The sequence below is a fragment of the Mycobacterium sp. NGS57 genome, from assembly GCF_059812405.1.
Map to the genome: position 1 here is coordinate 16,943 of NZ_JCALCP010000018.1, position 22,451 is coordinate 39,393.

Below are 22,451 nucleotides of genomic sequence, written 5' to 3' on the forward strand. Positions count from 1 at the left end.
ACCTTTAAGCTGTCGTGATGCTGCACATCGCCGCACTGTTCGTGGCAGGCACCGCCGGGCTCGACGAAAGCGGCGCGATCTATGCCACGCGCATTCCCACGACCTGGTTTCAGATCGCGAGAATCCCCTTGATGGCACGGATTCCGCTCGTCCTCGTGGTGCACGCGCAGGCCGGTGGGGACTACGACCCGGAGCTTCATATCGTGTGCAAGGACCCGGCCGGGAAACCGTGCGGAACCCTCAAGGGGGGATGGCATTGGCCGGACGAACCCGACAGGCCCTCCAAGTACCGGTGCTTCACCCAAGACCTGGCGTTCGAAGTCGAATCCGAAGGCGAGTACACCATCGGTGCCTATTACGACACGTTCGGCGGAATCGAAATGGCCACACCCATACCGATTTCGATCGTGTTGGCGGCCCCGAGCGAGGTGAACGAGGCCGAAGATGTCGACGACAGCACCGATACCGACAAAGCGGACCCTGGCGCCTACGGCCAGGATTAGATCCCGCGTTTATCTGCGGCCCGAGGCGGGCACGCGGAAAAGATGTCTGTAACAGCGTTTAGGGACCTGCCGTTGGCCGATCGCGCCCGCAAGTGGGACGGCGGCGCCGCCGAAAAGCGCGTCCGCAAGTGGGCGGGTGCGCAGGAGCAACCGAACCAGAAATACCGCGACGCACATATCTGGTACGACAACGCCAAGAAGGACAACTTCAGCGCCTACAAGCTGTTGTTCGCCGATGTGATCGGCGGCGAGCTCAAAGCCGTGCCGCGGGGCGTGATGATCGCCGGCGCGATCATGGACGGCGCACGCGGCGGCATCGATTTGCCCAAGGCCGACGTCGACCGCGTCAAACGTCACCTGGCGAGGTACTACGCGAAGATGGGCGAAAGCGCACCGTGGGAACGCACCTAGTCAGACAGCGACGGCCAACTCCGCCAAACCGCGCAGCGTGACGTTGGGCTTGTACTGCGGCTCGCCGCCCAGCCGGGCATTCGGGAAGCGTGCCGCCACGGCCGCCAGCGCGACGCCCGCCTCCAAACGTGCCAGCGGAGCGCCCAGACAATAGTGCACCCCCCGGCCAAAGCCCAAGTGCCGCAACGTCCCCCGGTCCGGGTCGAAGGTATCTGGCCGGTCGAATTCGGCCGGATCACGCTGCGCACCGCCCAACAACAACATGATCACGTCGCCGGCCGGCACCTCGACGTCCCCAATCGTCATGTCGGCGGCGGCAACTCGCCCAACCAGCTGCACGGGCGGGTCGTAACGCAGTGTCTCCTCCACGATCAGCGGCGCGCGACCCGAGTCGGCGGCCAACGCCGCCCAGTGCGCCGGGTCGCGCAACATGGTCAGGATGGCGTTCCCGATGAGGTTCACGGTGGTCTCGTGCCCGGCGATCAGCAGCAGGATGCACGTGGAGACGATCTCCTCCTCGGTCAGCTGGTCGCCGGATTCCTCCACCGCGATCAGGCCCGACAGCAGATCCTCGCCGGGCCGTGACCGGCGCCGGTCGATCAGGCCGTGGAAGTATTCGCGCAGCCAGGCCCCGGCCCGCTGCCGCTCGGCCGCGATCTCGCCCGGCACGCCGGTGATCGTCGAGAACGGATCCAGCGACTGCGCCAGCACCGCCGACGAGTGGCTGAACTGCGACTGATCGTCGAGGGGCACGCCGAGCAGTTTGCAGATCACCGCGACCGGCAGCGGGTGGGCGAAGTCCGCGACGACGTCGAACGCGCCCCGCTCGGCGATCGGGTCGAGCAATTCGCTTACCAGAGCGCTGATTTCGGGGTGCAGCGCGGTCACCACCTTCGGCGAAAACGCCTTGCTGACCAACTTGCGCAACCGCGTGTGGTCGGGCGGGTCGAGGAACAAAAATCCCGTCGGAAATTGCCGGGGCTGGACCACACCGGCCGCCAGCTGCCGCCTGGTGACGGTCGACTTTGCGCTCTCGCTGCTCGACGACGGGTGCCGCAGGACGTCGTCGCAGTCCCGGTAGGCCGAGAAGACCACGAAGTTGGACTCCGGCAGCTGGAGCGGTCCGAGCTCGCGAAACTGCGCGAACAGCGGATACGGGTCGGCCCGATTGGCCGGATCGAGCAACTGCAGCAGCAGGCCCTGCGATTCGGCCTCAGGGGGCGCGGTCGTCATGCCGACATTGTGCCTGCACCGCCCGGTGCGCTCAGCGGCGCAGGAACTCCACGATGTGGTTGGCCAGTTCCTCGCCCGCGTCCTCCTGCAGAAAGTGCCCGGCGCCGCGGATCGTCGGGTGCTCGATGCCCTGCGCGCCGCGCATCTCACGCCGGAAGATCGCGGCCATCGGCCCGGTGATGGGGTCGCTGTCGCTGAAAGCGACCAGCATGGGCGTCGGGCTCGCCGACAGCGCGGCCCAGGCGGTCTTGTTGGCCGCGGCGGCGGTGTCGTCGGGTGCGGTCGGCACCAGGCCGGGCATGGCCCGGGGGCCCGCACAGTGCTCGTCGTCCGGGAACGGGGCGTCGTAGCCGGCGCGCACCTCGTCGCTCAGTTGCTGGCGACAACCGCCCTGCACGAACCAGCCGATGTTCAGCTCCGGGGCCGTCGTGATGGCCTCCCGGAAGCGCCACCAGACGTCGGCCATCGGCTGCTCCCCGTTGGGCAGCCCGGTGTTGGCGACCACCAGCCGGGCGAACCGCTCGGGATGCTCGGCCGCCAGGCGCAGGCCGATCAGCCCGCCCCAGTCCTGGCCGACGAGGGTCACGTCGTGCAGGTCGAGGACGTCGAAGGCGACGGCCCGCATCCATTCGACATGGCGTGCGTAGCTGTGATCTTCGCGGCGGACGGGCTTGTCCGAACGGCCGAACCCGACCAGGTCGGGGCAGACGACCCGGTGCCCGGCGGCGGCCAGAATCGGGATCATCTTGCGGTACAGGTACGACCACGACGGCTCGCCGTGCAGCATGAGAACCGGGTCCGCGCCTTCCGGACCGTCCTGGACCCAGGCGACGCGCAGCGAACCGCCGTCGCCGTCGGGGATGTCGCAATACCTTGGGGCATAAGGAAAGTCGCGCACGGCGTCGAATCGTTCGTCGGGGGTGCGCAGTGTTTGCATGTCAGATCCCTTCGTGCAGTTCCGCCAGCGCGGGGTGGGCCATCAGTCGATCCAGGAACGGGCGCTGGCCCTTGAGCAGCCGCGTATGCGCCTGCGCCACCGCGAACCAGTCGACGCGGTCGACTTCGGGGAACTCGCGCATCGTGCCCGAGCCCTTCGGCCACTCCAGTTCGAAGGTATTGCTGTGCGTGTCGGTGACGTCGAGGTCGGCCCCGACGGCGAACGCGGTGACCACCTTGCCGCCAGGTTGCTTCAGCGCCCCCAGGCCGGCGCGCGGCCCCGCCGGCACCGGCAGCCCGAGCTCCTCGTGAAATTCACGCTGCGCGACCGTCCACGGGTCCTCGCCCTCGACATACTCGCCCTTGGGAATCGACCAGGCGCCTTCGTCTTTGCGCGCCCAGAATGGGCCACCCGGATGCGCGATCAAAACTTCGACAACGCCGTCACGGGCCCGGTACAACAACACACCGGCGCTGAGCCTGGGCATGGACTTTCAGACTCCTGCGGCGCGTTCCAGGTCCTTCAGCGATGACTCCAGGTGCGCGAGCAGGCGCTGCAGGTGCGGAACGCTGCGGCGGCAGCCGACCAGACCGAACTCCAGATTGCCGGCGTTGCTGACCAGCGTGATGTTGAGCGCCTGCCCGTCCATCGCGATGGACAGCGGGTAGTTGCCGTCGAGCCGCGCTCCCCCGTAATACATCTGCTCCTGCGGCCCCGGCACGTTGGAGATGACGATGTTGAACGGCGGCGACGTGGACGACACCCAACCCGGAACCGCCGCCAGCGCCAACGAGCTCATGTTCAGCGCCGAAAGCGCCAGCGCCTGCACGCGGGGCAGTTGGGAGAACACCTTCTTGTTCTTGTGCATCGACTCGCTGACGGTCTGCAGCCGCTGCGCGGGATCGTCGGTGTCGGTGGCCAGGTTGCACAGGATCGCGCCGACGCGGTTGCCACCGGAGTCGGCCTCGTCCTCCCTGCGCAGACTCACCGGGACCATCGCGATCAGCGGGGTGTCGGGCAGCGCGTCCTGCTCGAGCAGGTAGTAGCGCAGGGCTCCGGCGCACATCGCCAGGACGACGTCGTTGAGGGTCACCCCCGCAGCCTTCTTGACGGCCTTGATGCGGTCCACCGACCACGACTGCGCGGCACATCGGCGGGCGCCGCCGATTTTGACGTTCAGCATGGTTCGCGGCGCTGCGAAGGGCAACGTCACCTGCTGCTCGAACAGCGCGGCGCGGGCCAGCGACACCGTCGACGGGCCAAGCGCCGCAACGGATCCCGCCGTCTTCGCCAGCGAACTCAGGCGGGACACCGGGTTGAATGGACGCGAGGGCTTCGGCAGGTTCCAGACCGCGCGGACCTCGCGGTCGTCGGCGTCGTAAGACAATGTGCGCTGCATCAGCTTGAGCGCGGAGACACCGTCGATCAGCGCGTGGTGCATCTTGCTGTAGATGGCGAACCGGCCGTCGCTCAGGCCCTCCACCACGTACAGCTCCCACAGCGGGCGGTGGCGGTCGAGCAGGCTGGTGTGCAGCCTGGACGTCAGCTCGAGAAGTTCGCGGACCCGGCCCGGCGACGCCAGCGCCGAGCGCCGCACGTGGTAGTCGACGTCGACCTCGTCGTCGTAGGACCACGCCAGAGGCGCGATTCCACCCATGATCGCCGCGGGGTGCTTACGAAAGGTGGGCTGGAACTCGTTGTTGGCCACCAGGGCTTCGGTGAACTCCCGGACGAACTCGGGGCCGGCTCCGGGCGGTGGTTCGTACAACTGCAGGCCCCCGACGTGCATGGGGTGCTCGCGCGATTCCCCCAGCAGGAAGACCGCGTCGGTGGGCGTCATCAGTTCCATCCGCTAATTAGACGCCTAGGGCGAGCAAACGGTTACAGCAGATCCGTGATGGTCTTCAGCCCCGCGTCGTAGAGGACCCCGGGCAGCATGCCGCCGTCGCACTCGATCGTGGTGCCGTTGACGAAGTCCGCGTCGCCGCTCGCGAGGAAGACGCAGACACGCCCCACCTCCGCGGGCTCCCCCGCCCGGCGCAACGGCACGGCGGCGAAGTACTTTTCGCCGGTCGGGTCGTCCTTGGGCAGCACGAACGAGCGGAAGTTCTCGGTCATCGTCGGGCCCAGCGCGACGCAGTTGACCCGCACCCTGGGTCCCCACTCCTCGGCCAGCGAGCGGGTGAGGTGGTTGAGGCCGCTCTTGGCCGCGCCGTAGGACACCAGGGTCGGCGACCCCGCGGGGTGCCCGGCGCCGCTGGAGATGTTGACGATGCAGCCCACGCCGTCCTGGGTGGCCATCTCCCGATACGCGCGGATCGCGAACCAGAGCGGACTGATGAGGTTCATCTGCACGGCGAAGGCGTGAAACAGCGCCGTGCGCGCATAGTCGTCGTCGTTTTCCGGTGCACCCTGAATGCGTTGCACGAGTTCGGGAATGGCTTCGGCGTGCGGTGCGGGCACCGTGCCGCCGGCGTTGTTCACGAGAATGTCGATGCGGCCGTGGGCGGCGACGACGTCGGCGACGAACGAATCGATCGAGCGGTAGTCGCCTTGATCGCAGACGCGTTGCGACGCTCGGGCCGCCCAGTCGGATGCGATGCCGGGGATGGTCTCCAGCGGCGAGCGTGAGCAGCCGATGACCGTGGCGCCGGCGCGCAGCAGTTCGTGGGCGATGCCGACGCCCACCCCGCGGCTGGTTCCGGTGACGATCGCGACCTTGCCGTCCAGGACGCCCATCGACCCTCCGTTGTTGACAGTCACTGCCAGGTAGTCATACCGTGCCATCTCACTGGTGGGTTGTAAAGGCGCGCGGGAGGTCGGCCATGAGCAAGCTTCGTGTCATCCAATGGGCCACAGGCGGTGTCGGCAAGGCGGCCATCGAATGCGTGCTGAACCATCCTCGGCTCGAGCTCGCCGGGTGCTGGGTGCACAGCTCGAGCAAGGACGGCGTCGACGTCGGGGACATCGTCGGGACCGCTCCCCTGGGCGTCGCGGCCACCACCGACGTCGACGCGGTGCTCGCGCTGGACGCGGACTGCGTCGTCTACAGCCCGCTGGTGCCCAACGACAAAGAGGTGCTTGCGATCCTGCGCTCCGGCAAGAACGTGGTGACCCCGGTCGGGTGGGTCTATCCCGACCTTGACAACCCGCGTCACCAGGCCATCGCCGACGCCGCGCTGGAGGCCGGGGTGACCCTGCACGGCTCGGGGATCCACCCGGGCGGCATCACCGAACGCTTCCCGCTCATGGTGTCCTCGCTGTCGTCGGCGGTCACCCACGTGCGCGCCGAGGAGTTCTCCGATATCCGCACCTACAACGCCCCGGACGTGGTGCGCCACATCATGGGCTTCGGCGGCACCCCCGACGAGGCCATGCAGGGGCCGATGGCCAGCCTGCTCGAATCGGGCTTCAAGATGTCGGTGCGAATGATCGCCGACCACATGGGTTTTCGCATCGACCCGAACATCAGGACCATTCAGGATATCGCCGTGGCGACCTCCGACATCGACTACGACCCCTTCCCCATCACCGCGGGCACCGTGGCCGCGCGCCGCTTCCGCTGGCAAGCCCTCGCCGACGGCGAGCCGGTGATCACCGCGGCCGTCAACTGGCTGATGGGTGAGGAGAACCTGGACCCGGACTGGAATTTCGCGGGGCTCGGCGAACGCTTCGAGGTCGAGATCACCGGCGACCCCACCGTCAGCCTCACCTTCAAGGGCCTGCAGCCGCCGTCCATCGCCGAAGGGCTGCAACGCAATCCCGGCGTGGTGGCCACCGCCAACCACTGCGTCAATGCCATCCCGGACGTCTGCGCCGCCGAGCCCGGCATCAAGACCTACCTCGACCTGCCGCTGTTCGCGGGGCGCCCCGCCCCGAATCTCGCCGCGACGCCATGACCTACACGCACCCGGACTCGATGCGCGGCCACGTCGCGATCGTCACCGGCGCCGCGCAGGGAGTGGGCAAGGGCATCGCCGCGGCGCTGCTCGAACGCGGGGCGTCGGTGCTGCTGGTCGACATCCAGGACGAGCTGCTCGCGACGACGACCGCCGAACTCGCCGCGGCGGGACCCGTCGCCAATCTGGTCGCCGACCTGCGCGACCCGAGCAGCGCCCGGCGGATCGTCGCGGCCGCCGTCGACGCCTTCGGCGCGGTGCACGGCCTGGTGAACAACGCCATCGCCACCAACGAGCCCAAGGCGTTCGTCGACATCACCACCGAGGACCTGGCGCTCGGCTACGACGTCGGCCCGCGGGCGACGTTCCTGCTCATGCAGGCCGTGCATCCGGTGCTGGTCGCCGCCGGCGGCGGGTCGATCGTCAACCTCGGCTCGGGGACGGGCACCGGCGGCGAACCCAAGTGGGGTGGGTACGCCGCCGCCAAGGAAGGCATCCGCGGGTTGTCGAAGGTCGCGGCGCTGGAATGGGGGCGCGACAACATCCGCGTCAACATCGTCTGCCCGTTCGCCGAGTCCGACGGCGTCAAACTGTGGAAGCAGTTCGCGCCGGACGACTACGCGAAGGCGGTGCGGCGCGTCCCGATGAAACGCATCGGCGACGTGCGCACCGACGTGGGCGCGCTGGTCGCGTTCCTGCTCGGCACCGACGCGACGTTCATCACCGGGCAGACCATTCACGTCGACGGCGGAATCGGCTCGTTCCGATGACGGAGTCGCTGCGCGACCGGCAGCGCGCACAGATCCGGGCCGACATCCGGCGCGCCGCGTTCCGGCTGTTCGTCGAGCGCGGATACGACGCCGTCACCACCGAGGAAATCGCCGCGGCCGCAGGCGTTTCGGCGCGTACCCTGTTCCGGCATGTGCCGGCGAAGGAGGAGCTGCTGCTGGCGCCGGTCCGCTACGGTGGGGCCGCGATCGTCGGTCTTCTCGAGGACCGGCCGGCCGGCGAGTCGCCCGACGTCGCGCTGATCAGCGCCATCGTCACGCGGACCCGCTCGTTCGACCGCGCCGACTGCGAGGAGTGGCGCAAGGCCCTGCTGGTTGCTCCCGGCCTGCTCGACAAGGTGACGCTGCACCGCCCCGCCGACAAGGAGCGGGCAACGAAGCTGATCGCCGGGCGCATGGGCGCCAACCCGGAGGTCGACATCCGCCCCGGGCTGCTCGTCCAGATCGCCTTTGCGGCGGCCGATTTCGGCTTTCAACAATGGGTGCGCCAATCCCGCAACCGCTGGCCGCTGGATCGTTACATCACCGAAGCCCTCGAAGCGGTCAAGAGCCCCCATTGGAAGAGGACACCCGCGGCGCGGCCGCCGGAGTGAACCGGACCGGCATGGTGTGCAGACAATTCATCGTGGTGGACGGTGTCCGCTCGACCGGTCCCGCGAGCTCCAGATTCTTCATCCGGACCAGGACTTCACGCAGCAGCGCAGCGGCCTCCACGCGGGCCAGGTTCGCACCCAGGCAGAAATGTGTACCGCCACCGCCAAACCCCAGGTGCGGGTTGGGTGTCCTTCTCGGATCGAAGCGGTCGGGTTCGGCGAATCGGGTTTCATCGCGGTTGGCCGACGGATAAAACATGGCCACTCGGTCACCTTTGCGTATTGGAACCCCATGCAATTCGGCGTCTCTGGTTGCGATGCGCGCGAACGTATTGACGGGGGTGACGTATCGCAGCAGCTCCTCCACCGCGGTTGGCAACATCGATGGGTCCGCCGCCAACATCGCCAGATCCTGCGGATGGTCCAGCAGCACACACATGCCACCCGCCACCAGGTTACGGGTGGTGTCGCCGCCGGCGTTGATGAGCAATAGCACGAAGTAGTTGAACTCGATATCGGTCAAGCGTTGGCCGTCGACCTCGGCGTTGAGCAGCGATGTGGCAATGTCGTCGCCTGGTTGCTCGCGCTTACGGATGGCGAGTTCACTCGCGTAGGCGAACATCTCCATCGCCGCACCCACCACATCCGGATCGGTGGCCGATCCCCGATTCATTCGTTCTATCAGCGCATAGAGCCGCCGCCCATCGTCCAGGGGGGTGCCCAGCATTTCGGCGATGACGTGGGCGGGTAGGGCCCCTGCGACATCGTTGGCGAAGTCGCAGTGCCCCCGCTCGATGACGATATCGACCACGTCCCGGGCCATATCGGCGATGTGTTCATGGAGCGTGGCCAACTGCCGAGGCGTGAATCCGCGGCTGACCAGGGCACGCAGCGCCGTGTGCCGCGGCGGATCCATCGTGAGCATCATGACGCCGCGGGCATCGACCCCTTCATCGCCTGGGGCATCCAGAGTCACCCCGCCGACCTCGGATGACCAGGTCGTGCTGTCGCGAGATACCTCGCGAATCTCGTCGTATCCGGTGAGGGCGTAAAACCCCGACCCGTCCTGGCCCGGATGCCACACGACCGGCGCCTGCTCTCGGAGCCTTTGGAACGCTTCGTGCGGGACACCCGCGCGGTAGGTCTGCGGATCACTGAGATCGACGCCGCCGATATCGATTGCGTTAGGCATCATGCGCTCCGGGATGTGTCGTGCCGTGCTCGCGCTACACGGCGGCTCGATCTCGGCCACCGCTGCTACTGCACCTTAGGTTTGATGTCTTCGATGACCCACTGGATGTAATCGAGGTAGGCGTTGAGGTCTGTCACCGGTGGAACGGAGAGTCCGCTCATCGTTACACCCAATTCCGCGAACCAACCGAGCTGGTCGATGATTTCCTCTGCGCTCATCCCCGGCCGTTGGGTGGGATCGTCGACGACGACGTGCCCCTCGCCGACACGGGAGGTGCCAATCCCGTACAACACGTCGAATGGCCGCCCGTCGTAGGTCGGTTGGGACTTGATGAAGTCGAGCTTGGCGGGAATGTCTGCAGGCTGGGTCAGGAAGGGACCCCACCCAGATGCGAAGCGGGCGGCGCGCTTGAGTACGGGTTCGGCGTCGCCGCCGATCCAGATTGGTATGTGCGGCTTTTGGAACGGCTTCGGCTCGAAAGCCACGTCGTCAAACGAGACGTACTTCCCCTCGAAGCTGGGCCTATCACTGGCCCACAGCTCAAGGATGGCAGCGAGGTATTCGTCGGCCATGCGCCCACGCTCGGAAAACGGCACGCCCAGAAGCTTGAATTCTTCGGCGTCCCAACCAACTCCGAAGGTAACGGTTATCCGACCGCTGCTCAGCCAATCGGCGGTCGAAAGCGCCTTGGCCATGATCAGGGGATGCTGCAGCGGCAGTATTGTGACGAAGGAGTTCACCCGGATGTGTTGAGTGGCACCGGCAATGTGAGCCTGCGCGACCGTGGAGTGGAAGTAGTGCGGTCCGGACAACTCGACGTGCGAATTGGGGACGATGAAGTGTTCGGGCACGACGATCATTTCGTAGCCGAGTTCGTCGGCGCGTTTGGCGATGACAGTCTGGTCCGCGCCGGTGACACCGAATTCCCACGGCTGTACCAGCGCTTTCACGCGCACCGAATTCGGCAGCGATATCGCAAGCTTCATGACACAATCTGCCTTTCGTCGTGGCCGCTGCGACTTGTGACCTTGCGCCCGGTGGGCCGCCAGTCGCATCCGGTCAGCTCGGCGGACAATTCCCAGAGCCGGGCCGCCATCGCCGGGTCGCGGCCCTTCCTGCGCGGCGCGGTTGCTTTGGGCCTGCCCCATTGGTTGAACCGCGGCGCGAGGTAGGTTCCTGTGGGTAGGTCTGTTGTCACTGCCTCGATGCTGGCTCGCGCCGCGTCGGGTGGGCTCTGCATGTGGAACGTCGTGAACTTGTGCTCGCCCAGCCAATGCGTCAATCCTGTGCTGTCCCTGGTGATATCGGTGTCGGCAGCGCCGGGATCGGATGCGTAGGCGCGCACACCGCGGCGGGCGAGTTCGTTGACGAAGAGCATGTTGGCCAGCTTGGACTGGGCGTAGGCAGCCCACTTCGAGTACCTGCGGGTGTGCCAGTTCAGATCGTCGAGATCGAGGCGCCCCGCGGCGTATAACGCGCTACCCACCGAAATCACCCGATCGGTGATCTTGTCGCCGAGCAGACAGGTCAACGCGAAATGGCCGAGGTGGTCGGTGCCGATGTGTGCCTCGAAGCCGTCGACGGTGCGGGTGAGCGGTAGACCGAATACGCCGGCGTTGTTCACCAGCACATCAACGGTGTCCACCGAATCGACGAATGCGCGCACGCTGGTCAGGTCGGCCAGATCGAGATGGCGAACGTCGACGTCGCCGGTCATCTCCGCGGCAGCCCGTTGCGCCTTGGGAACGGTCCGACAAGCGATCATCACGTGGTGCCCGGCGGCAGCCAGCGCCGCGGCGGTGGCCATTCCGACGCCGCTGTTGCCGCCGGTGACAATGATTCGTGCCATCTCAGTCTCCAGTTCGTCGGTGCGGTCAGGATGCGAATTCGATCATGCCGCGGATGTTTCGGCCGTCACGAAGGTCGGCGATCGCAGTGTTGATCTGTTCTAACCGATAGCGCCGCGTGACCAGCTCGTCGAGTTCGAGGGCGCCCACCTGATACATCGACAGCAGCATCGGGATGCTGGTGCGCGGATTCATCCCGCCGAAAAGGACGCCCTTCAGGTGCTTACACGAATTGACCAGGTCAAGAAGCGCAAGCGGCACCGTCGATTCGCTCATCGGGGTGATGCCGGTGAGCAAGCATGTCCCACCCTTGCGCGTCAGCATCATCGCCAGCGGTATGAGGTCGCCGTGCACCACCCCTGCGGTCACGACGACGCGGTCGGCCATGACGCCGGACGTGATCTCACGAACCAGACCGATTGCCTCCTCGGCCGTGGCGCTAGTATGCGTTGCACCGAAGATTTTGGCCGAATCTCGTTTGAAATCACCCGGATCCACACCGACCACATGCTTGGCACCAGCCGCTCGCGCACCCTGCACGGCGTTGACCCCGACGCCGCCGGGGCCGATCACGACCACGGTGTCGCCAGGTTCGGTTCCCACCGCGGTTGTCCCCGATCCCCAGCCGGTACTAACCCCGCAGGAAACGAGCGATGCGGCCTCGTGACCGCCGAGCAACGGAAAATTGTCCGGCACCGGCATCCCGCCGATGCGTAGCAGCTCTTCCATCTCAGCAGTCGGCACCAGGTCACCGGTGGCGAAGTGGTCGTCGGAGTGGCATATGCCGGCAACGGCCATCCGCACCAGCACCTCACCGGCTTGCGGCGGATCAAGTGTTACCTCGCGGACCTCCCAATCACGGCCGACCCCCCGCAGCACCGCCGCCTGACACTTCATCGCGCTTCCCCTCTTCATCGGAGGCGGAAGTTCCGCCGATCTTCGTCACGACGAGTGTCTGCGCTGGCTTCCCTGTTGGCGTGGGTAGCCGACTACCCCAATCGTTCTTAGATTTCCGTTACTTTCCGTGCATAGGGGTTTGTCGCAATTTTTCAATCGGCGCGGGGCAACCGTTCGGTTTGTGCCTCTCCCGCTTTTTCGCTCGCGGTGCCCGCGCGGAGCAGGTGGATTTTCTCGTCGGCTAGGCGAAGAACCGTGTCAATAGCCTCTGGGTGAACGCCGATCCGTTCGGCGATTTCATCGTGAGGCGTGCCGCAGGCACGCAGTCGCAGCGCATTCGCGTACAACACCGGCAGCTGATCAACGGCATCATTCAAGGGCTGGTCCCGCTCCACATATTCAGGGTCCGGCTGTAGTGGACTAACAGATGCGGTAGGACGCCACTCCATCTCTGCTTTTCGCTTCGCAACGGCTCTGGACTGAACGGTTTCGGACCCCGCAAATTCAGTGACATGTTGCCGATCAATCGCTAGTCTCCTGACATTGACCTCCATGCGGATGCGATCGCGTCGGGACGGCGCATGAGATTGGCGCCCGCAACATCTGGTTGGCCACTGACCGGCCGTGACGCCGAGTTGAATCTGCTTACCAAGGCCTTGACAACTGGCGACGACGAGTCCGTCGGCGCCGCCATTCTCGGGCCGGCAGGGGTAGGCAAGAGTCGCCTGGCCGCCGAGGCGGCTTCGGCCGCGAGCGTCACCGGTGCCACGGTGCGGTGGGTGGTGGGTACCGAAACCACACAAGGTATCCCGCTGGCAGCCTTCGCCGCATGGACCAACGAGCTCGAGGGCAACCCGGTGCAGGTAGTCAGCGACATCATCGACGCCTTGACTACGGTCCCCCCCGATGGCGGCCCGGTTGTCGTCGTTGTCGACGACGCACACCGTCTGGATCCACTGTCGGCTTTCGTTGTGCACCAACTAGTGCTGCGCCGCACAGCGCGAGTCGTAGTCACCATCCGCAGCGGAACAGAGGTCCCTGACCCGGTCACTGCGTTGTGGAAGGACCGACGGCTCCTGCTGCTGGAATTGCAGCCCCTGTCGCGTCGCGAATCGGAGCTGCTGCTGGAAGGCGGACTGGACGGCTCCGTCGACCCCGAGTGTGTGCGCCGGATGTGGGAGCTCACTCGCGGAAACGTGTTGTACCTGCGGCATCTGGTCGATCAGGAACAGGCCGCGGGACGGCTGGCCGCCAACGACGGCGTATGGCGCTGGAGCGGAGCGCCGGCCGCGACGGCCAGCCTTATGAGTTTGATCGAATCTCACATCGGGTCGGTCCCCGACCGCCTCCTCGATGTCGTAGATCTGGTCGCCGTCTCAGAGCCGGTTGACCTGACACTGCTCGCCACGCTCGTCGATGGCACTGCGATAGAAGAGGCCGAACTACGTGGGCTGATCACTGTGACGCCGAAAGGTCGCGCCACCGTTCGTATCGGGCACCCACTGTACGGGGAGATGCGCCGCAACCAGGCCGGCCGTTGGCGGATGCAGCGCCTGCGTGGACGCGTCGCCAAAGCTCTGGTGGACCTTCCGGATCCCGATATCGACACCGCGATCCGCGCGGGGGTCATGTGGGCAGAATCCGATTTGCCGCCGAACCCGGAACTGTCGCTGCGCGCCACGCGTGCGGCGTTTCAGCGATTGGATCTGCCACTGGTGGAACGGTTGGCCGAGCCAGCCAAACAAGACGGCCGCGTGGAGGCCTCGATCCTCTGCGCCTACGCGTTCAACCTGATGAGCAGAGCCGACGAGGCGGAGGCTGTTTTCGCATCGCTGGATCTGGCAGCGCTGGACGAAGCCCAGCGCTGCAGCGTGACGACGGTCCGCGCCGCCAATTGTCTGTGGCCGATGGCCAAACCCGAGATGTCGTGGAAGCTGGTCGATGATGCGTTGAAGGGGAACCCAACCAGCCCGTCCATGCAACAAACCCTGCACGCGATCCGGTCCGTCCAATTGGCGTCCGCGGCGCGACCGCGCGAAGCAGTGGCGGCAGCGCGGCCGGTGGACCTTGAGCGGCTGCCCGCCGTGGCCGGGCTGGTGGCCGTCTGGGCGCTGGTCATCGCGCTCGGTGATCTCGGTGCAATCTCGGAGGCGACACGCGCAGCCGCCGACGGATACGCCCGCGCAGCCACATCACTGGAGGCGACGTACCCGGGCGTCGGGCTGGCCGACCACCACGTGACCGCCCTGCTGCTAGCCGGCCGCGTCCAAGAGGCGGAAGCGGTCGCGGCCGAGACGCGGCAGCGTTGTGCCGACATGCCGGGCATCGCCAGTACGGTCGCGACGGCGATCAACGGTCTGGCCGCATTAGGTCGGGGCGATCTTCAAGCGGCCAGAGCCGAGATGACCGCTGCGAAAGCGGTTTTCGGTCAACTGGGTGAGCCCTCGACGTTGTGCTACCGGTTCTCGATGGTCACAGTGGAGATGTTCGCCCGCTCGGGCGATCTGCACGCGGCAACCACAGAATCGGCCGCCATGATGCGACTGAAACATCCGTCGTTCGCCTATCTCGAACCTGACCGACTGCTCGCGATGGCCTGGCTCGCCGCAGCTCGAGGCGCGGTCAGTCCGGCGATCGCCTCCGCTCGGGCCGCTGCGGCGTACGCCCGCGATCACGACCAATACGCCCGCGAAGTTTTGTGCCTGCAAACGGCTACGCAGTTCGGTGACAAGCGTTTTACGACACGGCTTCTGGAATTGAGTGATGTGGTGGAAGGTCCGCGCGTCGGTGCTGCGGCAACCTTTGCCGTGGGACTCGCCGAAGGCGACGGTGACTTGCTGTGCAAGGCATCGGACCAACTGCATGAGATGGGCGACCTACTAGCGGCCGCGGACGCGTCGGCGCACGCCGCCGTGGCCTATCGAAGTCGCGGGCGCCGCGGATCGGCACTCACGGCCGCGGGCCGCGCGCAACGTCTGGCCCACGATGGCGGTGGAGCGCGAAGCCCAGCGTTACGCGAAGCGGAGCAACCACTTCCCCTGTCAGGCCGCGAACGCGAAGTCATCGCTCTGGTCGCGCAGGGGCTGTCGAACCGACAGATCGCCAGCGTGCTAAGCCTCTCCGTCAGGACCATCGAGGGCCACCTGCATCGGGCATCATCCCGTGTCGGCGTGAGCAGCCGCGACCAACTCGCGGCCCTGCTACAGGAATTCGAGAGCGGATAACGCTCCTGCGGCGGGGAATATCCGCACCGATAACGGTCGAACTCGCCGAAGCGCTGAAGGTCATCGCCTCGCGAATGCCTCACCTACGGCGTTGCGGCCCCGCCCCGTGGAAACCTCCGGCCGGGATCAGCGGCCCCGTGACTCTGCCCGTCGCATTCAATGCCGGGCATTGAGCGCGGGAAGCACCTTGTCGGTAAGGAGTTGGACCGACTTCCACGCTGCCTCGACGGGCATGCCGCCGACCAGCGGGTGCATGACGAGCGGCCCGTAGGACTCGGCGCCCCGGACCTCGGCGATGAGCTGTTCCGGCGTCAGGAACCGGTATCGGCCCGACGCCCTGACCTCGTCCAGCGTCGCGACGCCGGGCAGATGCATCAGCGAGCGCTGGTCGGTTGACCATTGCCCGTAAGTGACCGCCTCCCAAAGGATGTGGTCGCCGAGTTCGGCCCACGCCCGGTCGGGGTCCTCATGAAGGTAGACCATGCCGCGATTGACCGGCCCGGGCATCAGGATGAGCGGCTTGATGCCGGCCTCGGAACACAACTCGCGGTAGTAGGCGGCGATGTCGGGCAGGTGATCGGCCAGGCTCAGCGGCAACGCGAAGCGGGCCGCGCGCCGCGCCGTGGCGCGCACCCCGCCGCCGACATAGAGCGGCGGATGGGGCCGGGTCCACGTCCCGGTGTCGGACCAGACCGACAGCATGTTCTGGATCAGGGCGTCCATCACCCCGCCGCGCCGGCCGAAATCGACACCGAGCGAGTCGTATTCGACCGCGCGGTAGCCCAGGCCGATGGTGGTATGCAGCCGGCCGCGGCTCATGTTGTCGACCAATGCGATGTCCTCGGCGAGCCGGACCGGATTCCACAGCGGCCCGAGCGCGCAGTCGACGCTGGCGACCAGCGTCGTGGTGCGGGCCAGAAACATCGCCGCGGCCATGATCGGGTTGCAGCTCCAGCCGTGCCCGGTCGCGTGGTGCTCGTCGACGCTGATCGAGGTGATGCCGTGCGACTCGCCCCACTGGGCCAGTTCGAGTGCGGCACCGACCAGCTCGCTTTGCTTCCGCGGATTCCCTTGTGGCGAAGCGAAGTTGAATCGCAGCACGGTCAGCAGCACGTCAGGCCTCCGGTGGGGCGGCGGCCTCACGCAGGAACGCGGGGAAGTCGGGGAACAGCGCGCGGTCGACGATCTCGATGCGGGTGCCGGCCGCGTCGATGTAGTAGGCGAACAGGGCCAGATCCGGAGGGTTGATGTCGGCAGTGGCTTCGAAGGTGAAGCCGTTGTCCTCCAACGCTCGGGCGGCCTCGGCGAGGTTGTCGGTGAAGTAGCCGAGGTGGTGAATGGCGTTCCCGGGCGCCGCGATCCACGGGCTGTCCGGGACCTCCTGGATGAGTTCGAGGTGCGGGGCCTGCAGGGAATAGACGAACCGCGACGTGAGTTCTCGGGTTCCGTTCGCCGTGCGGAACGGCAGCGTGTACGTCAGCGGGTTGATCCACTCATAGCCGGCCAGCTCGCCGAGACGGGCCATCGCGGCGTCGAGGTCGGGCACGATGATGCCGGTGTGGTAAAAGTCCTCGGGCCGTAGGGCGAATCCCATATCCGGTGTCCTTACTTTCCCGCCAGTTGGTTTCGCAGCCAGGCGCTTTCCCAGAAGTTGGTGCTGTCGGCCAACAGCGTTTCATGGGCCTTCCTCAACACTTCGCGCGCCCCCGCATGCTCTGGGGGCACGAGCTCGGCGAGATGGATGGCGTGCAGGGGCCGGCCCGCGTCGAGGTGGGCTTGCGCCCGTTCCACCAGCTTGTCGGCGCCGGCCAGCTCCACCACGTCGGCGGCGACGGCGTCGAATCCGACGGGATACAGCTCGGTGGTCGAGCGGTGGTGGAACCAGCCCGAGTAGTTCTCCCAGACGGCGCGCACGTCCCAGTCGACCTTGCCGTAGCCCTGGCCCACTTCGCATTCCGGCGGCAACGTGATCTCGCGCATCAGCGTTTGGACGTCCTTGCCCGCGTTCATGCCCGCCACGGTCTGGTCGTGGAGGTACTGAATCGCGTCGCGCAGCCTGGTCAGTTCGGCCTCGATGCGGGCGGCGCCGGCAATCGGGTCGAAATGGCCGGTCACCAGGAGCTCCGGCTGTAGGTCGCGCACCCGCTCGACGGACGCGATGGCCGTCAGGGCATCCCGGTAGCGGTCACCGCGCATGGTGACCAGGTTCGGGATGTGGCCGAATACCGGACCGAAGGTGTTTCCGCACAGGCAAATCCGCTCATCGGGCAGCCACACCACCAGCGAGTCGGTGGTTTCCCCGCCGGGCACCGAGATCAGCTCCATCCGGCGGCCGCCGACCTCCAACATCAGGGTGTCCTCGAAGTCGAGGTCGACGACGGGAACGCTCTGGCCGGCCAGCCGCGTGGTACCCAGGCGCCGCTGAATGGCCTGGATACCCTCACCGAGGGTGTCGTGGAAGGCGAACGCGCTGCGCGCGGCGCGGTACGGGATCAGGCGTTCGTTGTCGTCGCGCCAGGCGGTCCAGTTCGCTTGCGCCACAACCGTTGTGTCGGGGTCGCGCACGCTGTCCAGGCCGCCGACGTGGTCGACGTGGCCCTGCGTGAAGATGATGTAGCGCACCGGTGAGGCGTCGATAGCGTCGAAGTTGGCCCGGTGCACCGGCCCCTCGAACCCCATCCCCGTGTTGACGATCACCCGGCCGTCGCCGGTGGTCAGCAGGTAGGAGTTCGACAGTCCCGGCGAGCACCACAGCCCGGGGGCCACCTGTTCGGCCCGCTCGGCGGCCGCGGGGCGCATCGCGTCGGCTCCCGGGCGGTCGCGATAGATGGGGTCAAAGTGCTGGGTGCCCATGGCTGCTCCTCATTCGGGGCGAACGTCGAATCTGTCGAAATAGAAGCCGAAGCGCCCGCGCAGCTCCTCGGGCGACACGCCGAAGTGCCGCTGCAGGTCGTAGCGGATGTGGCCGTGCTTGCCGCGCGGGTTGCCGTCCAGGTAGCGCCGGAAGCACTCGCGCACCTTCGGTGTCAATTCGACTCCACCGCACCGGTAAAGCCCTTCCAGCACCGGCATTTCGTTGCCGCCCAGGTGGTGGAAGCTGATGTCGACGCTGCGCTCGGCCGGCACCAGGTCGCGGTCCCGCACGCAGGCGGCGAGCAACCGGTGCACCCGGTCGCTCCAGTAGTCCAGCAGCCAGCCGGGGTCGATGCTGTTCCGGCGCAACCGATCCGAGTACGCCATCATCGTGATCGCGGACTGCACCACCGCGACGGGGTCGCGGTGGGTGAAAGCCACCGTCGCGTCGGGGAACGTCGCCATCAGCGCGCGGAGTTGCTCGCAGTGTTGCGGGCTTTTGAGGACCCAGGTCCGCGGGCCGCGGAGAAAGGTCAGCGTCTGCAGCACTTTCTTCATATACCCGTAGTGCCGGTTCTGGTCGAGACCCAGGTAGTAGTCGCGCCAATCCGGCACGCGCGCATGCCATTCCAGGACATAGCCGGCCAGGTCGAGGTCGAGGAGCTCGACCTCCTCCTCGATCGCCTCGGGAAACCGGTCGTGCATGGCGGCCACCACCGGCGCGCTGACCATGAGCGCGTCGTGCTCGGACTTGGCCCGCGCGTAGCGGGGGTCGACGCCATAGATGCCGGGGCCTTCGCCGGGCGCGGGTATTGGTTCCTGGCTCTCCCAGTACGGAAGGGCGCGCCGGCGCGGGTCGGCGGCGATGAGGTTCACCAGATGTGTGGTGCCCGATCGCGGCATGCCGACCACGATGAAGGGCTTTTCGATCGGGATCGACTCGATCTCGGGATACCGCTTGACGAGCTCGGTCAGCGACAGCCGGTTGCGCAGCAGGCGAACCACCCGTTGGCGCAGCGTCGAGCGAATGAGCTGGGTCAGGCCGTCGTCGCCTTGGATCGCGGCGACGTGCGCAGCCAACCGGTCGCCGAACCCGTCCGTGTCGTCCAGGTCGGCCGCCCCGCCGGCCTGCTCGACCGCTTCGGCCAGCATCCGGTCGATGTCGAACTCGACTGGCCTGGCCTCGGTGAAGTCGAGGATCTGGCGCTGGACATCGGTGAGCCTGGGCGACGTCAGATCGTCGAAGTCGAGATCCACGCCGCGGGCTCTACAGGTTCGCCAGGTCGTCGGGCACGTCGACCTTGTGCTCCTGAAGCACCTCCAGCGGCACCACCTCGAGCGTGCGCTCGTGGGTGGATGCCAGCACCACCGGCGCGGCGCACCCGTCGTGGTGGGCCCGCAGCCAGTTCAGCGCGGTGACGCACCACCGGTCGCCGGGCAGCAGGCCGGGGAACCGGTGCTCGGGGACCGGGGTCAGCAGATCGTTGCCGATGGAACGCTGATGCTCCAGGAACTCGGCGGTCATCACCGCGCAGATGGTGTGCCGGCCGAGGTCTTCCGAACCCGTCGAGCAACAGCCGTCGCGGTAGTAACCGGTGAGTGGTTCCGTGCCACACGGTTCCAGCGGGCCGCCGAGCACATTGCGATCAGGCACGGGTTCAGTATCGTCCTCCCCCGCGCGAAGGGAAGATGCTTTTCCCATCGCATCCAACCGCACCATCAGCAAATGTGGTGGACGGCCGGCCGCGGCGCGTGTTAACTCGAAGCCAATGTCGACACCGAACGAGCCCGGTGAGCCGGGCGAGCCGCCCTGGGGCTGGCCGCCGCAGGGCCATGGGTGGGGAAATCCGCCCCCGCCCGGCTATCCGGCGCCGCCTCCCTATCCCGGTTATCCGGCCCCGCCTCCCCATCCCGGTTATCCGGGATATGCGGCCGACCCTTATGCGCCGTTCGGCCGCGATCCGGCCACGGGGCTGCCGCTGTCGGATAAGTCCGCGACGACGGCCGGGCTGCTGCAGCTCTTCCTGGGAGTGTTCGGTATCGGCCGCTTCTACATCGACTCGACGCAGATCGCGGTCGCGCAGTTGTGCGTGGGTCTGTTCGGGCTCGTCTTCACCGTCTTTTGCTTATTCGGCTTTCCCGTTCTGCTCGGCTCCGCCGTATGGGCCGTCGTCGACGCCATCATGATGTTCACCGGCAGCGTGACCGACAATTACGGCCGCAAGCTGCGTTAGTCGTTCGGTCCCCAATCGGCGGCGCCGCGCGGTAAATTCTGCGTGTGAAAGTTACCGGTGCCTTTTTGGCGGAAGCGGCCGCGACGGTCGACAACAAATTGAACGTCCAGGGTGGCGTGCTTTCCAAATTCACGGTCGGGCCCGACCGGAACGCCCGGTTCGTCCTCGTGGTGCTGACCCAGCCGGGCGGCGACGATCCGGAGCGGCGGGTCGACGTGGAGATCAAGCCGCCGAGCCCCGACGACGGCGCGCCGCAATACAAATGGTTCGAGGCGCCAGACGCCTCCCTCGGCGACTTCCCGGGATTCGCCTTCTTCGAAATCGACGCGCGGCTGCCCGAGGACGGCCGCTGGCTGATCGACGTCACGAGCGGCGATTCGGCGGTTTCGCTACCCCTTCTGGTGGGAGGCTGGACGCCGCCGTCATTCGAAATCTGAGCGGGCCCGTTTTCGCCACGCACACAAGGGCTTTCGGGTTCTGAAACGGTTCTGAACCCCCAGCCCCGGACCGCATCCCAAGGGACGCAACGACACTACGATAACCGGCGCGGTCCTCACCGCGACTGCCGGCGCGAATGCCGGTAGGTCACAACAAGATAACAATTTCCGAACCGTCGATTAGCCGGCGCGACTCGCTGGCCAAATACCGGGGACACGGGCCCGCGAAATTTATCGTCAGTTCGTGCACCGTCGAACGGCCCTGAAGCTCCCCTTGCTGCTGGCGGCGGGCACGGCTTTGGCCCACGCACCCCGCGCGTCCGCGGAACCGGCGCCGCGGTCCTCCGGGGAGGTGACGCGGTGGTCGACCGACCGCGCCAACCGTTGGTATCAGGCGCAGGGCTGGCTCGTCGGCGCCAACTACATTCCGGCCAATGCCATCAACCAACTCGAGATGTTTCAGCCCGGCACCTACGATCCTCGGCGCATCAACACCGAGCTGGGCTGGGCGCGCGCATACGGCTTCAACAGCGTGCGGGTCTTTTTGCACGACCAGCTCTGGGCGCAGGACCCCCGCGGCTTTCAAAGCCGCCTCGCGCAGTTTGTCGGCATCGCCGCGAACCACGGCATCAAGCCACTGTTCGTCTTTTTCGACTCCTGTTGGGATCCGCTGCCCAAACTGGGCCCGCAACGCGCGCCCCGGCCGGGTGTGCACAACTCGGGTTGGGTGCAGAGCCCCGGCGCCGAACGCCTCGGCGATCCTCGTTACGTCCGCGTCCTGCAGGGCTATGTCACGAGCGTGTTGTCCCAATTCCGCAATGACACCCGCGTTTTGGGTTGGGACCTGTGGAACGAGCCCGACAATCCCGCGCGCGTGTATCAGAAGGTGGAGCGCAAGGACAAGCTGGAGCGAGTGGCCGAGCTGCTGCCCCAGGTGTTCCGGTGGGCCCGCGCGGTCGATCCCGGCCAGCCGCTGACAAGCGGGGTGTGGCGCGGCGACTGGGGCGAGCCCGCGGGCCGCAGCACCATCAGCGCGATCCAGCTCAACAACTCCGACGTGGTCACGTTCCATTCCTATGCCGAGCCCGGGGGCTTCGAGTCGCGGATCGCCGAGCTGGCGCCGATGGGCCGGCCGATCCTGTGCACGGAGTACATGGCGCGGCCCCAGGGCAGCACCATCGAGTCGATCCTGCCGGTGGCCAAGCGTCACAACGTCGGCGCCTACAACTGGGGATTTGTCGCCGGAAAGACCCAGACCTATTTCCCGTGGGACTCTTGGGATCACCCGTACGCGGCGCCCCCGAAGGTGTGGTTCCACGACCTGCTGCAGCCCGACGGGCGGCCTTACCGGGACAGCGAATTTCAGGCGACCCGCGCCCTGACCGGCGGCCAGCCCACCTGAG

Annotated in this window: 24 protein-coding genes; 9 read left to right on the forward strand and 15 right to left on the reverse strand. The window is 66.8% G+C overall.

Features of this window, described 5'->3' with window-relative positions; genetic code table 11:
* The first annotated feature begins 17 nt into the window (after positions 1-17).
* On the forward strand, positions 18-503 hold the full coding sequence (locus tag AC5Y43_RS23880) for a hypothetical protein (protein ID WP_499976761.1): 486 nt from the start codon (positions 18-20) through the stop codon (positions 501-503).
* Positions 504-545: 42 nt separating this feature from the next.
* Entirely contained in the window at positions 546-914 is a 369-nt protein-coding gene (locus AC5Y43_RS23885; protein ID WP_499976763.1) for a hypothetical protein, read from the forward strand.
* Here AC5Y43_RS23885 and AC5Y43_RS23890 read toward each other — a convergent pair whose 3' ends face one another.
* From AC5Y43_RS23890 to AC5Y43_RS23910, 5 genes are read right to left on the reverse strand one after another with little or no spacing between them, the layout of a single operon-like run.
* Positions 915-2,147: a cytochrome P450 gene (locus tag AC5Y43_RS23890; protein WP_499976766.1), complete on the reverse strand. Its 1,233-nt coding sequence runs from the start codon at positions 2,145-2,147 to the stop codon at positions 915-917.
* A 31-nt stretch (positions 2,148-2,178) separates the two neighbouring features.
* Positions 2,179-3,084: a haloalkane dehalogenase gene (locus AC5Y43_RS23895; protein ID WP_499976769.1), complete on the reverse strand. Its 906-nt coding sequence runs from the start codon at positions 3,082-3,084 to the stop codon at positions 2,179-2,181.
* Between the two features lies 1 nt (position 3,085).
* On the reverse strand, positions 3,086-3,571 hold the full coding sequence (locus AC5Y43_RS23900) for an NUDIX hydrolase (RefSeq protein WP_499976772.1): 486 nt from the start codon (positions 3,569-3,571) through the stop codon (positions 3,086-3,088).
* A gap of 6 nt (positions 3,572-3,577) precedes the next feature.
* Positions 3,578-4,933, reverse strand: coding sequence for a WS/DGAT/MGAT family O-acyltransferase (locus AC5Y43_RS23905; RefSeq protein ID WP_499976776.1), 1,356 nt, complete (start codon positions 4,931-4,933; stop codon positions 3,578-3,580).
* 32 nt (positions 4,934-4,965) lie between these two features.
* Complete coding sequence (locus AC5Y43_RS23910) at positions 4,966-5,823, reverse strand: SDR family oxidoreductase (protein ID WP_499976778.1); 858 nt, start codon at positions 5,821-5,823, stop codon at positions 4,966-4,968.
* Between the two features lie 86 nt (positions 5,824-5,909).
* On the opposite strand from AC5Y43_RS23910, the gene AC5Y43_RS23915 reads away from it, so the two are divergent.
* Genes AC5Y43_RS23915 through AC5Y43_RS23925 form a run of 3 tightly spaced genes read left to right on the forward strand, consistent with a single transcriptional unit; the run spans position 5,910 to position 8,364 of the window.
* A complete protein-coding gene (locus AC5Y43_RS23915) occupies positions 5,910-6,983 on the forward strand; it encodes an NAD(P)H-dependent amine dehydrogenase family protein (RefSeq protein WP_499976780.1) in 1,074 nt (357 codons plus the stop codon).
* Positions 6,980-7,753 carry an SDR family NAD(P)-dependent oxidoreductase gene (locus tag AC5Y43_RS23920; protein ID WP_499976783.1) on the forward strand — a complete coding sequence of 258 codons (774 nt, stop codon included), beginning with the start codon at positions 6,980-6,982 and terminating at the stop codon, positions 7,751-7,753. The genes AC5Y43_RS23915 and AC5Y43_RS23920 overlap by 4 nt, the downstream gene beginning before the upstream one ends.
* Positions 7,750-8,364 (forward strand): TetR/AcrR family transcriptional regulator, encoded by a 615-nt coding sequence (locus tag AC5Y43_RS23925; RefSeq protein WP_499976785.1) that lies wholly within the window; start codon positions 7,750-7,752, stop codon positions 8,362-8,364. The genes AC5Y43_RS23920 and AC5Y43_RS23925 overlap by 4 nt, the downstream gene beginning before the upstream one ends.
* Here AC5Y43_RS23925 and AC5Y43_RS23930 read toward each other — a convergent pair.
* The 5 genes from AC5Y43_RS23930 to AC5Y43_RS23950 form a co-directional block, all read right to left on the reverse strand.
* Positions 8,315-9,616: a cytochrome P450 gene (locus AC5Y43_RS23930; protein WP_499976787.1), complete on the reverse strand. Its 1,302-nt coding sequence runs from the start codon at positions 9,614-9,616 to the stop codon at positions 8,315-8,317. The genes AC5Y43_RS23925 and AC5Y43_RS23930 overlap by 50 nt on opposite strands.
* A 5-nt stretch (positions 9,617-9,621) precedes the next feature.
* A complete protein-coding gene (locus AC5Y43_RS23935; RefSeq protein ID WP_499976789.1) occupies positions 9,622-10,542 on the reverse strand; it encodes a TIGR03619 family F420-dependent LLM class oxidoreductase in 921 nt (306 codons plus the stop codon).
* The gene (locus AC5Y43_RS23940) at positions 10,539-11,405 is read right to left on the reverse strand and encodes an SDR family NAD(P)-dependent oxidoreductase (RefSeq protein ID WP_499976792.1); all 867 of its coding nucleotides are present in this window, start codon (positions 11,403-11,405) and stop codon (positions 10,539-10,541) included. Before AC5Y43_RS23940 ends, AC5Y43_RS23935 begins: the two co-directional genes overlap by 4 nt.
* A gap of 25 nt (positions 11,406-11,430) precedes the next feature.
* Entirely contained in the window at positions 11,431-12,300 is an 870-nt protein-coding gene (locus AC5Y43_RS23945; RefSeq protein WP_499976794.1) for a zinc-binding dehydrogenase, read from the reverse strand.
* 152 nt (positions 12,301-12,452) lie between these two features.
* On the reverse strand, positions 12,453-12,695 hold the full coding sequence (locus AC5Y43_RS23950; RefSeq protein WP_499976795.1) for a sigma factor-like helix-turn-helix DNA-binding protein: 243 nt from the start codon (positions 12,693-12,695) through the stop codon (positions 12,453-12,455).
* A gap of 186 nt (positions 12,696-12,881) precedes the next feature.
* Here AC5Y43_RS23950 and AC5Y43_RS23955 point away from each other — a divergent pair, with 186 nt between their 5' ends.
* The gene (locus tag AC5Y43_RS23955; RefSeq protein ID WP_499976796.1) at positions 12,882-15,524 is read left to right on the forward strand and encodes a helix-turn-helix transcriptional regulator; all 2,643 of its coding nucleotides are present in this window, start codon (positions 12,882-12,884) and stop codon (positions 15,522-15,524) included.
* 156 nt (positions 15,525-15,680) lie between these two features.
* Here the strand turns inward: AC5Y43_RS23955 and AC5Y43_RS23960 are convergent, their stop codons facing one another.
* The 5 genes from AC5Y43_RS23960 to AC5Y43_RS23980 are packed head-to-tail and all read right to left on the reverse strand — an operon-like array spanning position 15,681 to position 20,031.
* Entirely contained in the window at positions 15,681-16,637 is a 957-nt protein-coding gene (locus AC5Y43_RS23960; protein ID WP_499976797.1) for an LLM class flavin-dependent oxidoreductase, read from the reverse strand.
* Position 16,638: 1 nt separating this feature from the next.
* Positions 16,639-17,118 (reverse strand): VOC family protein, encoded by a 480-nt coding sequence (locus tag AC5Y43_RS23965; RefSeq protein WP_499976800.1) that lies wholly within the window; start codon positions 17,116-17,118, stop codon positions 16,639-16,641.
* An 11-nt stretch (positions 17,119-17,129) separates the two neighbouring features.
* Positions 17,130-18,377: an MBL fold metallo-hydrolase gene (locus AC5Y43_RS23970; RefSeq protein ID WP_499976803.1), complete on the reverse strand. Its 1,248-nt coding sequence runs from the start codon at positions 18,375-18,377 to the stop codon at positions 17,130-17,132.
* Positions 18,378-18,386: 9 nt separating this feature from the next.
* Complete coding sequence (locus tag AC5Y43_RS23975; protein WP_499976807.1) at positions 18,387-19,634, reverse strand: sulfotransferase family protein; 1,248 nt, start codon at positions 19,632-19,634, stop codon at positions 18,387-18,389.
* 10 nt (positions 19,635-19,644) lie between these two features.
* Positions 19,645-20,031: a DUF2237 family protein gene (locus AC5Y43_RS23980; protein ID WP_499976809.1), complete on the reverse strand. Its 387-nt coding sequence runs from the start codon at positions 20,029-20,031 to the stop codon at positions 19,645-19,647.
* Between the two features lie 115 nt (positions 20,032-20,146).
* Between AC5Y43_RS23980 and AC5Y43_RS23985 the strand changes: the two genes are divergently transcribed.
* The 3 genes from AC5Y43_RS23985 (at position 20,147) to AC5Y43_RS23995 (ending at position 22,450) form a co-directional block, all read left to right on the forward strand.
* The gene (locus tag AC5Y43_RS23985) at positions 20,147-20,611 is read left to right on the forward strand and encodes a TM2 domain-containing protein (RefSeq protein WP_499976811.1); all 465 of its coding nucleotides are present in this window, start codon (positions 20,147-20,149) and stop codon (positions 20,609-20,611) included.
* Between the two features lie 44 nt (positions 20,612-20,655).
* The gene (locus AC5Y43_RS23990; protein ID WP_499976813.1) at positions 20,656-21,048 is read left to right on the forward strand and encodes a hypothetical protein; all 393 of its coding nucleotides are present in this window, start codon (positions 20,656-20,658) and stop codon (positions 21,046-21,048) included.
* 244 nt (positions 21,049-21,292) lie between these two features.
* Positions 21,293-22,450, forward strand: a complete 1,158-nt coding sequence (locus AC5Y43_RS23995; protein WP_499976818.1) for a glycoside hydrolase 5 family protein — start codon at positions 21,293-21,295, stop codon at positions 22,448-22,450.
* Position 22,451: the final 1 nt, after the last annotated feature.

Coding starts and splice junctions, on each gene's coding strand:
- AC5Y43_RS23880 (WP_499976761.1), top strand. CDS start 18: ATGCTGCACATCGCCGCACTGTTCGTGGCAGGCACCGCCGGGCTCGAC.
- AC5Y43_RS23885 (WP_499976763.1), top strand. CDS start 546: ATGTCTGTAACAGCGTTTAGGGACCTGCCGTTGGCCGATCGCGCCCGC.
- AC5Y43_RS23890 (WP_499976766.1), bottom strand. CDS start 2,147: ATGACGACCGCGCCCCCTGAGGCCGAATCGCAGGGCCTGCTGCTGCAG.
- AC5Y43_RS23895 (WP_499976769.1), bottom strand. CDS start 3,084: ATGCAAACACTGCGCACCCCCGACGAACGATTCGACGCCGTGCGCGAC.
- AC5Y43_RS23900 (WP_499976772.1), bottom strand. CDS start 3,571: ATGCCCAGGCTCAGCGCCGGTGTGTTGTTGTACCGGGCCCGTGACGGC.
- AC5Y43_RS23905 (WP_499976776.1), bottom strand. CDS start 4,933: ATGGAACTGATGACGCCCACCGACGCGGTCTTCCTGCTGGGGGAATCG.
- AC5Y43_RS23910 (WP_499976778.1), bottom strand. CDS start 5,823: ATGGGCGTCCTGGACGGCAAGGTCGCGATCGTCACCGGAACCAGCCGC.
- AC5Y43_RS23915 (WP_499976780.1), top strand. CDS start 5,910: ATGAGCAAGCTTCGTGTCATCCAATGGGCCACAGGCGGTGTCGGCAAG.
- AC5Y43_RS23920 (WP_499976783.1), top strand. CDS start 6,980: ATGACCTACACGCACCCGGACTCGATGCGCGGCCACGTCGCGATCGTC.
- AC5Y43_RS23925 (WP_499976785.1), top strand. CDS start 7,750: ATGACGGAGTCGCTGCGCGACCGGCAGCGCGCACAGATCCGGGCCGAC.
- AC5Y43_RS23935 (WP_499976789.1), bottom strand. CDS start 10,542: ATGAAGCTTGCGATATCGCTGCCGAATTCGGTGCGCGTGAAAGCGCTG.
- AC5Y43_RS23940 (WP_499976792.1), bottom strand. CDS start 11,405: ATGGCACGAATCATTGTCACCGGCGGCAACAGCGGCGTCGGAATGGCC.
- AC5Y43_RS23945 (WP_499976794.1), bottom strand. CDS start 12,300: ATGAAGTGTCAGGCGGCGGTGCTGCGGGGGGTCGGCCGTGATTGGGAG.
- AC5Y43_RS23955 (WP_499976796.1), top strand. CDS start 12,882: ATGAGATTGGCGCCCGCAACATCTGGTTGGCCACTGACCGGCCGTGAC.
- AC5Y43_RS23965 (WP_499976800.1), bottom strand. CDS start 17,118: ATGGGATTCGCCCTACGGCCCGAGGACTTTTACCACACCGGCATCATC.
- AC5Y43_RS23970 (WP_499976803.1), bottom strand. CDS start 18,377: ATGGGCACCCAGCACTTTGACCCCATCTATCGCGACCGCCCGGGAGCC.
- AC5Y43_RS23985 (WP_499976811.1), top strand. CDS start 20,147: ATGTCGACACCGAACGAGCCCGGTGAGCCGGGCGAGCCGCCCTGGGGC.